Annotated in this window: 11 protein-coding genes; 8 read left to right on the top strand and 3 right to left on the bottom strand. The window is 38.5% G+C overall.

Going from position 1 to position 11,314, the window contains the following annotated elements:
* Window positions 1-1,387: ATP-binding protein (locus LJE12_RS16375; protein WP_227292284.1), on the bottom strand; the 1,387-nt coding region annotated here is incomplete at its 3' end.
* Window positions 1,388-1,655: 268 nt separating this feature from the next.
* On the opposite strand from LJE12_RS16375, the gene LJE12_RS20095 reads away from it, so the two are divergent.
* Window positions 1,656-1,790, top strand: coding sequence for a hypothetical protein (locus LJE12_RS20095; RefSeq protein WP_255610876.1), 135 nt, complete (start codon window positions 1,656-1,658; stop codon window positions 1,788-1,790).
* A gap of 40 nt (window positions 1,791-1,830) precedes the next feature.
* Here LJE12_RS20095 and LJE12_RS16370 read toward each other — a convergent pair whose 3' ends face one another.
* Both LJE12_RS16370 and LJE12_RS16365 read right to left on the bottom strand, forming a co-directional pair.
* Complete coding sequence (locus LJE12_RS16370; protein ID WP_227080746.1) at window positions 1,831-2,439, bottom strand: GNAT family acetyltransferase; 609 nt, start codon at window positions 2,437-2,439, stop codon at window positions 1,831-1,833.
* Window positions 2,432-2,617 carry a hypothetical protein gene (locus LJE12_RS16365; protein ID WP_014080774.1) on the bottom strand — a complete coding sequence of 62 codons (186 nt, stop codon included), beginning with the start codon at window positions 2,615-2,617 and terminating at the stop codon, window positions 2,432-2,434. The genes LJE12_RS16370 and LJE12_RS16365 overlap by 8 nt, the downstream gene beginning before the upstream one ends.
* A 267-nt stretch (window positions 2,618-2,884) precedes the next feature.
* Between LJE12_RS16365 and LJE12_RS16360 the strand changes: the two genes are divergently transcribed.
* The 7 genes from LJE12_RS16360 to yaaA all read left to right on the top strand — a co-directional run bounded on the left by LJE12_RS16360 (window position 2,885) and on the right by yaaA (window position 11,274).
* On the top strand, window positions 2,885-3,823 hold the full coding sequence (locus LJE12_RS16360; protein WP_227080745.1) for an IS982-like element ISRmsp1 family transposase: 939 nt from the start codon (window positions 2,885-2,887) through the stop codon (window positions 3,821-3,823).
* 207 nt (window positions 3,824-4,030) lie between these two features.
* Complete coding sequence (locus LJE12_RS16355; RefSeq protein ID WP_331466204.1) at window positions 4,031-6,178, top strand: recombinase family protein; 2,148 nt, start codon at window positions 4,031-4,033, stop codon at window positions 6,176-6,178.
* Between the two features lie 70 nt (window positions 6,179-6,248).
* Window positions 6,249-9,080 carry a transporter substrate-binding domain-containing protein gene (locus LJE12_RS16345; protein ID WP_227227060.1) on the top strand — a complete coding sequence of 944 codons (2,832 nt, stop codon included), beginning with the start codon at window positions 6,249-6,251 and terminating at the stop codon, window positions 9,078-9,080.
* A gap of 44 nt (window positions 9,081-9,124) precedes the next feature.
* Window positions 9,125-9,259 carry a hypothetical protein gene (locus LJE12_RS20090; RefSeq protein WP_255610875.1) on the top strand — a complete coding sequence of 45 codons (135 nt, stop codon included), beginning with the start codon at window positions 9,125-9,127 and terminating at the stop codon, window positions 9,257-9,259.
* A gap of 582 nt (window positions 9,260-9,841) precedes the next feature.
* Entirely contained in the window at window positions 9,842-10,054 is a 213-nt protein-coding gene (locus LJE12_RS16340) for a DUF6219 family protein (RefSeq protein WP_227227061.1), read from the top strand.
* A gap of 3 nt (window positions 10,055-10,057) precedes the next feature.
* A complete protein-coding gene (bcp, locus tag LJE12_RS16335; RefSeq protein ID WP_055057979.1) occupies window positions 10,058-10,513 on the top strand; it encodes a thioredoxin-dependent thiol peroxidase in 456 nt (151 codons plus the stop codon).
* Window positions 10,513-11,274: a peroxide stress protein YaaA gene (yaaA, locus tag LJE12_RS16330; protein ID WP_062807672.1), complete on the top strand. Its 762-nt coding sequence runs from the start codon at window positions 10,513-10,515 to the stop codon at window positions 11,272-11,274. The genes bcp and yaaA overlap by 1 nt, the downstream gene beginning before the upstream one ends.
* Window positions 11,275-11,314: the final 40 nt, after the last annotated feature.

The raw sequence follows: 11,314 nt of genomic DNA, 5'->3' as shown, positions 1-11,314 counted from the left end.
TCTCGGAAACTGCAATTTCCTGAATCATTGGATGCAGAGAAATAGTATGCCGGAGGCTTGACTGTACAAAACCTGTCTCGATCAGATCATTCACGTCATTTAAAGTAGACAGCTCCAGCCATTTGGAAAATATACGGGCAGAAATACCAGATGAAGGCAAAAAACACATATTGCACATAATATCCCGTTGTTTCCGTGATAAGGAGTATAACGAAAACAGGGTATGGATATGGTTGTAATAGGTGGCATTACTGCTCTGACCATCTTTCATTACTTTAATTTTATCTTCATTATGAAGAGAAGCCTTTTCCTCTTGAAGTTTTATCAATAATTGATGCGGAGCTAAAATTCCATTTTCCAGAAGTTTTGCTGCCAGTTCTACAGCAAAAGTATGGTAGTGTACAGTTTCTATGATTTTTTCTACGATTGCCCGGTGCTCTTCGGCTTCCGAATAAAAGGAAGATACCAGTTGAAACAGGCTGGATGATTCTTTAATCTCTTTTAAGTGCAGGGTACAGTAACTATCGAATTTGCTTCTTGTTGTAAAAAGAATCCGGCAGCGGTATTTTAACATTACGGACAAAAAGGAGTCCTGTGTTGCGGTTGCATTGAAGTTGTCTATGATGATTAAAGTATCATCTTTCAAAGAACGAAGGAAACGGTTGTGTTTTCGGAAACGTTCTTCTTCGGTATCTTCCGGTAAATCATCAGCAAAATCCATATCCGTAACAGATTGATGTAAATCTCCGGCATATTCAAAATACAGGATGTTTGTGTAATGCTTTTTATAGTACTTTGCATAGGATTTTGCCAGTTCGCTTTTCCCGATTCCGGCAATTCCGTAAAGAAATGCTTTGCTATTATCTTCCAGAAGGGAATGTAATTCTGTTGTTTCATCTTCTCTCCCTACAAAATGGCGGCATGGTCTTGGGACTTCACTATCCATAATATAATCCAGTACCATTGGTGAGAGGGAACCACCTGCGATCAATTTCTGGTTTTTGGTATCACGTTTAATAAACGGGCGTTCCATACCGAAAGAAATCAGTTTTGCCAAAAACAGCAGACGTAAATCGGCAGGTTTGTATAGAGGAGCAAGTTCTGCTTTTTTGGCTTCAGAAATTGAAGAATCCTGGATAAATAAGGTATAAATATCTTGAAGTGTTCTGCTGTAGTCTGCCATTAGTGGAAGAATATTTTGTTGTATGTTTTTTGCCAGTTTTTCCTGATTGCTTGGTTTTGCATAAAAAGAAGATATTTTGGGACTGATTTTCGCCTGACCTGTCATCCAGCGGCAAACCAGACCATTATCCAAAGTAAATTCTTTGTTTTCAGGACTGTCTAAAAAATCTTCAAATATTTCGTATAAAAACTCAGGCTGGCTCATCTGATTGCTTTCACTGATTTGGTTTTTTAAATATGTCATTATCGAACTAAAATCACAACGATCCAATAGGCATTTCCTCTTTTCTATAGATTAAATTAAGTGAACAGGTTTGAATAAGTATATCATACCACGAACATATATTCGGTTCAAGATAAATAGAGATTTTCGTTACATGATTTTCTCAATTTACGGTCAATTCCGGTTCAATGTTGTTTATGAAGAAATTCTGTAAAATAAGCTCAGATTAAAACAATGACAGGAGGAGCTTATGCAACAGAATATTGAATTTGAGCGGTGCATTGATTTTCTGGTACGGATGATTGATAAGTACGGCGATGAAGTCCTCCGTGAGTTGGAGGAAGAAAAACAGAATAAGCAAGAAAAAGAAGCGGCAGTTTCCTGAAATACTAAATGTAAATCAGACTGCCGCTTTTTATGTGTTTTCAGATGAATTTCAAAAGCTGATATAGAGTGTGAGGTTCATTGTTCTGGGAAGCGGTAATACGGGTATCAAATGGCTTGAAATGATTTTGTGTATAAAAGCTCAGAAGAAATTCATTATCTTCGCATTCAAGAAATTCCATAACGCCGCCTACGGAATATTTGAGACCGGATATGGTTTCCAGTGCAAATCCCAGCAGGATGTTTCCAGGGATTCGTTTTTCCTTTGGTAGAGAATAGTTCTTTCCTAACTGTGCAATCAGGTAAGCTGCTGTGTTGTAAGACTGTGTTTCTTCATCCAGAATACTGACACGGGACAGCTTCTTTGCCATCGTCTTACTGATATTTGAAGCCCGGACAGATATTGGCTTTACTGTAAGAGAAAAATAGCCGACCAGTGAAGCATCTTCGGCATCGAATACCAGATAAGTGATAGATTGATCTTTTTTGGTAAACTCAACCGCATTATGTAATAAAAAGTATTCCACATCGGGATTTTTGGGACAAGAAAAATCGGAGAGTAAGTCGTAAAGACTTTCCTCTCCGATATATGTCGGTTCGTCTTTATCCAAATATGCCCGAATATTAACGGTAAAATATTTATCAGACATGTTTTTTCTTCCTTTTTGACATTAAAGCTAAGATTTCCTGTGGGTTCGTTAACTGACGTCCGGGAAGTGTCTGCTTTGGTGTGCGGTCACGGTCGGCTTCGTCAATTGCTGCGACAAAACGCTTTACGCTATTTGGATTGGATACGACAAAATTATGAGTAATACTTGAAGTAGCCATACTAACACCTCCTCTATTTCTGGCTTTTTGTGTATTTATAGTATATGCAATGTGTGATAAAAACACAATATCAAAAACTGAAATAATTTCTAAATAATTTTCAAGCAAGATATTTATTAGATGCTTCCGGTAAGCGGACGATATTTTGATAACAGATATGCTCTGTATCTAATTTAACTTGTTGTGCTAGATAAAATAAAATATAAAGAAACTTCAACAAAATATGCTATCCTTTTTGTAGGGAATACAACGAAAGGAGGCATCATTATGTTGAAGTTCCAAGATAATAATACCATTGTTATTGCAACTTTTGAAGACTTTATTTTAACCGCTTACGTTATTATTGACGAATTGTATCATCAGTTTGCACCTCCAGAAGTTACCAGACGACGGCATATCCTGAATGCAAAATTATCTGACTCAGAAATCATTACTATCAGTCTCTGCGGAGAATTGGCAGGCGTTGATTCTGAGAATGCATGGTTTTCTTTTGTGAAACGAAACTACAGGCATCTTTTTCCGCAGCTTTGCAGCAGAAGTCGTTTTAACAGAACGAGACGCGCCCTGATGCAGACAACAGAATTGTTACGACAAAAAATGATTTCCGTATTCCCAATTCCAGTCAGTTCCTATTACATCGTCGATAGTTTTCCACTTGCAGTCTGTAAATTTGGACGTGCACGATATTGTAAAGCATTTCGTGGCCATGGTGCTGATTATGGAAAATGTCCTTCCAAAAAAGAAACCTATTATGGATATAAAGTACATGCATTAATTACATTAGAAGGATACATTGCATCATTTGAGATCACACCGGCATCTACAGATGATCGTGAAGGATTACGTGATCTGGCAGACCATTGGTCTAATGTTACAATTTTAGCGGATAAAGGCTATGTTGGAAAAAACATGAAACAGGAAATGCAGGAAAAAAATATCTGTCTTTTTGCTCTGAAACGTTCCAACAGTAAGGAAAATTGGCCGAAATCCGTACGTCAGTTAATATTCAAACTGAGAAGGCGGGTAGAAATCGTATTCTCTCAATTGAGTGGTCAGTTAAATGCAGAAAGAGTGTTAGCCAAAAGCTTTCAGGGGTTATGTACCCGTCTGGTTAATAAAGTACTGGCATACAATCTCTGTATTGCATTGAATAGTATTTTCGGTGAAACCTGTGAACTTGGAAAAATCAAAAAATTGATATTCTAAAAATTTTATTTTTTAATATCTGTAAGGATTCTTTGCGGTTTTACAGGTTTTCACATAATCTATTTGAAGTAGCACAATAGGTTAATTTAATTATACAATTGACAGAGAAATGCGTCAACACGGAAAATAAGTATTGAAAAGAATTGGAATAAGTACTAAAATAAAGTTGGGACAATAAAACAAGGATACTATATATGGGAGAAGACTATGAAGAATATAAAAATTAAATGTGATATCTATACCAGAGTATCCACAACCATGCAGGTAGATGGATACAGTCTGGATGCTCAGAAAGAAAAATTAAGGCGTTATGCAGAATTTCAAAATATGGAAATCGTAAATGAGTATTCCGATGAAGGTAAGTCTGGAAAGAGCGTAGAGGGTAGACCAGAATTTCAGAGAATGTTGGATAATATTGAGAATGGAACAGATGAGGTACAGTTTGTACTGGTGTTCAAGCTTTCCAGATTCGGTCGTAATGCGGCAGATGTGTTAAACTCTCTGCAAAGAATGCAGGATTTTGGAGTGAATCTGATTTGTGTTGAGGATGGGATTGACAGCTCCAAAGATAGTGGAAAGCTGATGATTTCCGTTCTGTCTGCGGTGGCAGAGATTGAAAGGGAAAATATCCTTGTCCAGACAATGGAGGGACGTAAACAGAAAGCCAGAGAAGGGAAATGGAACGGTGGATTTGCTCCATATGGCTATGAACTGGTAAATGGAGAATTACAGATTGCAGAGGATGAAGCAGAGGTCATACGTCTGATTTATGATAAATTTATTCATACGAATATGGGAATTGCTGCGATCGCCATATGGCTGAATCAGCATGGATATAAAAAGAAAAAGAGACAGAATAATACACTGGATGCATTTGCCGCTTCTTTTATAAAAGGTGTTTTGGACAATCCGGTTTACTGTGGAAAACTGGCTTACGGACGAAGAAAGAATGAAAAGGTTGCTGGAACACGAAATGAATACCGTATTGTAAAACAGGAGAATTATATGTTATATGATGGTATTCATGAAGGGATTATCTCAGAGACAGATTGGGAACTGGCACATCAGAAAAGGGTAAAAAATGGAGTGAAATATGAGAAGATCCATAGCTTAGATCATGAACATATTTTATCCGGAATCTTGAAATGTCCGCTATGTGGAAGTGGAATGTATGGAAATGTGAACCGAAAGAAAAAGAAAGATGGAACTTTGTATAAGGATTATTTTTATTATGCCTGCAAACACCGTCGTTTAATGAATGGTCACAGATGTGATTACCATAAGCAATGGAGCGAGGATAAGGTCAATAATGCAGTTGAAGAGGTTATCCGGAAACTGGTACAGAATCCCAAATTTGAAGAAGCGATCCGAAAAAAAATCGGTTCAAGGATTGACACAGATGAAATTGAAAGAGAAATCGAAAATTTGGAAAAACAGCATAGGCAGTTGACAGGAGCAAAGGCAAGGCTAGGCCAACAGATGGATAACCTGGATATCATGGACAAATTTTATGAAAAGAAATATCAGGATATGGAGACAAGGTTATATCGGCTGTATGATGAAATTGAAGGCGTGGAAAATAGCATAGAAGAAGTTAAAAAGCGTTTGCTGAATATCCAGCAGCAGAAAATATCAGAAGAAAACGTCTATCAATTCCTTTTATATTTTGATAAACTATATGATAAGTTCACCGACTTGGAGAAGAAAGAATTTCTCAACAGCTTTGTAGAACGTGTGGACATTTACGATCAGGAGCAGCCGGATGGCAGATTCCTGAAGCACATAAAGTTCCGTTTTCCGGTGTATTTTGGAGACAGGGAAACACAGAAACTTTGTTGGGACAACGAAAGTACCGTTGAAAGCAAGCTTGGTGAAGGAAGCTGTTTTACTGTAATACTTCCATTTAAAATTGATACGAATGCACGACCGGAAGAAAAAGAAGATTTCAATGCAGATATATCAGGTGTTCGGATATTATTGGTTGAAGATAATGAGCTGAATGCGGAAATAGCAGAATTTATGCTGACGGAAAATGGGGCTAAAGTAGAAACAGTGAAAAATGGGTTAGAAGCTGTTCAGCACTTTGAAGCCTGCGAATCAGGAACATACGATGTTATTTTAATGGATGTCATGATGCCGGTGATGGATGGGCTTACTGCCACAAAAACAATAAGATCCCTGGAACGGCAGGATGCAAAAACAATCCCTATCATTGCTATGACTGCAAATGCATTTAGGGAAGATGCAGAAAAGTGTATGGAAGCAGGAATGAACGCACATCTTGCAAAGCCATTAGATGATAAAACAATCAAGCAGACTATATGCGAAGAATTGAGAAGCAGTAGGGACAGGTGAAAATTTATTAAACCAGGAGGTTGACAAGGAGACGTATAGAGAAATATATTTGACAGACAGGAGATTTAATATGATTTCGAGAGCAAAGAAATATGTGGCAGTGTTACTGGTTTTTGTATGCGTGTGTATGATATTTTCTCCCCTGACTGCATATGCGGCCGAGGACTGTTCGCAGCATGAAACTGTCAAAGTCGGTTTCTTTGCCATGGATGGTTATCACATGATGGATGAAGAGGGGAACCGCAGCGGTTATGGCTATGATTTCCTTCGGCTGATGGCTCGTTATTGGGATGTAGATTACGAATATGTCGGATACGATCAGAGCTGGGATGATATGCAGCAGATGCTTGAAGATGGCGAGATTGACATGGTAACATCTGCCCGTAAAACATCGGACAGAGAAGAAAAGTTTGATTTTTCACGTCCGATCGGAACCAATTATGGGATGTTGACCGTCCGCAGTGACAACAGCACGATTGTGGACGGCAATTACAGCACTTACAACGGTATGCGTGTGGCGCTTTTGAACGGAAACACCCGGAATGAAGAGCTTGCGGATTTTGCAGACAACAAAGGATTTACATATGTTCCATCTTATTTTGATACGACCGCAGAGATGGAGGAAGCCCTTCAGAGCGAAAAAGTTGATGCGATTGTTACCAGTTCTCTGAGAAAAACAAACAATGAGCGAATCGTGGATAAATTTGGCAGCAGCGATTTCTATGTCATTGTTAAAAAGGGCAATACAGAATTGCTGAATGAGATCAATTATGCGATCGATCAGATGAATGCAGTTGAGGGTGACTGGAAAACAACGCTTTATAATAAAAATTATGAAAGCATAGAAACTAAGAATCTGGAATATACGGAGCAAGAAAAAAGTATTATTGCACAATATTCCAAGGACAACCCGCTTCATGTTCTGTGTGATCCGTCCCGTTATCCATATTCTTATAATGAAAATGGTGAGATGAAGGGGATTATCCCGGATTACTTCCGGAAAATTGCAGACTATGCCGGGATTTCCTATGAGTTTCTTACACCTGCCACCAGAGATGAGTATATTGCTTATCAGAAAAATAAGGAAGCCACAAATATAAGTATCGATGCACGCCTGGAAACAGATAACTATGCTGAGACGAAAAAATGGGGGCTTACTGCACCTTTCATTACAATGCAACTGGCAAGGGTGACACGGCGTGACTTTGATGGAGAAATCAATGTTGTTGCTACGGTTGACCAGACAGCATCAAATTCAATTGCAGATGCAATGGCACCCGGTGCAGAAAAGCTGATGTGCAGTACCCGGCAGGAAATGATGGAAGCTGTCCGTAAGGGTAAAGCCGATGCTGCCTTCGTCTACTATTACATGGCACAGGCGTTTGTGAATAGTGACACTACGGGCACCATGACATATACGCTGCTGGAACAGCCTACATTCACCTACCGCATGGTAGTTTCGTCAACAGAGAACCATGCGCTGGCTGGTATTCTGACGAAAGCAATGTATGCCATGCCCCAAAATCTTGTCGAAGATCTAGCAGCACGGTATACCACATACAAAGCAGCAGAGCTGACATTTGTTGACTGGATCCGTCTGCATCCTGTTGCTACTGTTTGGGTTCTTCTTATTTTCGGATGGCTGCTGACTACTATGGCTGTGATAGCAATGCGTCTCAGTGCAAGAAAAAAAGCTCAGAAGGCAGCCCAGGAGACGGCTGAGGAAATGGCGGAACTGGCAGAGCATGCGCAGGCTGCAAACAAGGCAAAAACAGCATTTCTGTCACATATGTCCCATGATATGAGAACACCGATGAATGCAATCATGGGATTTACCGGTATTGCAATGAAAAATAATCCGTCAGACGAAGTGAAAAATTGTCTGGAAAAGATTGATGAAAGTTCAGAGCATTTACTGTCGCTGATCAATGATGTATTAGATCTGACTCGCGTGGAAAGTGGAAAAGTGAAATACAATCCGGTACCGGCAGATTTAAAAAGTATCACAGATTCTGCACTGGATATTACAAAAGGCTTTCTTACGAACAGGGATATCAGCTTTAAAATCCAGCATGAAGAAGCAAAGATCCCAAATGTACTTGTGGATTCTGTACGTCTGCGAGATGTGCTGGTTAATATTCTGAGCAATGCCGTGAAGTTCACTCCAGATGGAGGGACGATTACATTTGAAGCCCGGTGTCAGGAAAAGGGCGGGGATGGATATATAAATATGCATTACCGCATTTCGGATACTGGTATTGGCATGAGTGAGGAATTTACAAAAGAAATTTTTGAGGAATTTGCACAGGAAGATTCCGATGCGAGAACGCAGTACCATGGAGCTGGACTGGGGATGGCTATCGTAAAGAAGTATGTAGATATGATGGGTGGAACCATTTCCGTGCAAAGCAAAAAGCATGAGGGAACCACTTTTACTGTGGATATTCCTCTGGAAATTACTGATAAGGAATGTAATAAGTCAGACACAGGTTTTTCTGAAAAGGTAAATCTTACAGGTGTGAAAGTCCTTCTTGCAGAGGATAATGAGCTGAATGCAGAAATTGTGACCGTGCAGCTGGAAGAGTTTGGAATGAATGTAGAAAGAGTTGTAGATGGAAAGAATGCTGTTGAGATTTTCAGAAATCATCCGGAAGGCACATTTGATGTAATCCTGATGGATATCATGATGCCTGAAATGAACGGTTATGAAGCGGCAAAAGCAATCAGGGCGATGAATGACAGACCGGATGGAAAAAACATTCCTATTATAGCAATGACAGCCAATTCATTTGCTGAAGATGTTCAGGCATCGTTGGATGCAGGAATGAATGCACATTTGTCAAAGCCGATTGTGATTGAGGAAGTTATAAAAACGATTTTAAGGTATGTTCATAATGATTAGCAGAGGTTCATGAATTAGTGGAATACAATTGACAGGGCTAAAAGATGACAATGCAGGAGTGCTATAAAGCTATCGGAGGAAACTATGAGGCTGTTTTGGGACGCCTTCACAGCGAAGCACTGATTCAGAGATTTACATTAAAGTTCCTTGAAGACCAGAGTTATCTACAGTTAAAATAGGCATTGGAAAATAAAAATTATGAAGATGCTTTCCGCAGTGCGCACACATTGAAAGGGGTGTGTCAGAAGCTTTTCCTTGACCGTCTGTATGAGGTTAGTGATAAATCCTTACCGAACCAGATTTATTCACAGAATCTTATCAAGGTTATGCAGGAAAAAATCGATTTCTTCAAATCGAACAGTGGCATAAATTCGATTGATTACAATGCAAGTTCGGGGCAATTAACTATAATAAATGAAAAACAGAAGATAATATACCAGAGAGAAGATCCGGGATTTGATGTATTCAAAGTGTTTGAATAACTGCGCGTCGCATTCTCGTTACTTCAGTAATAGATAAGATTCTATAAAAGATAATACTATCTGATTTAAAATAATTCAACTACTTTCGACATTACTATAAATCAAAACAAATTGATTGACAAAGAAAACCTAGAGTTTATGCGGGATTAATGGACTTTATAATCGATGTAACTGTCAAAGCCCCGGCTGCCCTGATTGTTTCATTATCAAATTGACATCTGATTATTGTATAGTATAATTACAATTAAAAACACCGAAGATAAAAGACGGAGGAATTATATGAAAGCACATAAATATTGGTCAGTAGGAGCATTGATCACAATGATTGGTACTTTTTACACTGGACATAAAGGGTTAAAATCAAGCCACAAATACTTTGCGTTAAGCTCTATGCTATGTATGGCAATGGCGATATATACAGGGCATAAAATGATTTCCGGGAGTAGGAAGAAAAAGGCGAATAAAGAGAAAGTTACAGAGAGGGAGGAATAATTAATGTTGGAAGTAGGGGTCAAGGCACCTGATTTTGAGTTGCCAGATCAAAATGGAAAAATACACAGATTATCGGATTATGCAGGAAAAAAAGTAGTATTATATTTCTATCCCAAGGATAATACAGCGGGATGTACGAAACAGGCATGTGGTTTTTCCGAGAGATATCCTCAGTTTATTGAAAAAGGTGCAGTTATTCTTGGGGTCAGTAAGGATTCTGTATCCTCTCATAAGAGATTTGAGGAAAAATATGGACTGGCATTTACACTTTTAGCAGATCCAGAGCGGAAAGTTATTGAAGCTTATGATGTATGGAAAGAAAAGAAAAATTATGGCAAAGTCTCTATGGGTGTGGTAAGAACTACATATCTTATCGATGAACAGGGAGTTATCATCAAAGCCAATGATAAAGTCAAAGCAGCAGATGATCCTGAAAATATGCTTAAGGAATTAGATTAATGAAGATAATATTATCCCCTGCTAAAAAGATGATTACAGATACTGACAGCATAGCGCCGGATGGATTGCCTGAATTTATTGAAAAGACGACAGAGATACAAAGTTGGTTGAAAAGCAAGTCAAAAGAAGAACTGAAGACTATCTGGAAATGTAATGACAAAATTACAGAACAGAACTTCAATAGATTGGAAAACATGGATCTTTATCATTTACTTACTCCAGCTGTCTTATCATATGAAGGAATTGCTTTTCAATATATGGCTCCATCCGTGTTTGAGGACAGTCAGTTTGAGTATGTACAAAATCATTTGAGAATACTATCTGCGTTTTATGGCGTTCTAAAACCGTTGGATGGCGTGACACCTTACCGCTTGGAAATGCAGGCAAAAGTCGGCATAGGAGATGCAAAAAACTTATATGAATACTGGGGAGATATGTTGTATTGTTCAGTGATCGACAACAGTAGGATTATAATTAACCTGGCATCAAAAGAATATTCCAAATCTATAGAAAAGTATCTGACATTACGGGATAAGTATATTACAATTGTATTTTGCGAGTTATCAGGAGATAAACTGGTGACAAAAGGTACATATGCGAAGATGGCTCGTGGTGAAATGGTTAGGTTCATGGCTGAAAATAGTATTGAAAATCCTGAGGATATAAAAAAATTTGACAGACTTGGCTATGCGTTCAGGCATGATCTATCGTCAGATACGGAATATATTTTTGAACGCAGAATAGAGATAACATCTTATTAAAAAGGTACTTATTGTAGGTATTTTTTTAATAAAGTGATTC

This window comes from Blautia sp. DFI.6.71 (assembly GCF_020593585.1).
GTDB classification, from domain to species: domain Bacteria; phylum Bacillota; class Clostridia; order Lachnospirales; family Lachnospiraceae; genus Blautia_A; species Blautia_A wexlerae.
Note: the sequence above shows the minus strand (reverse complement) of the source record. Positions and strands in the feature narration are given on the sequence as shown.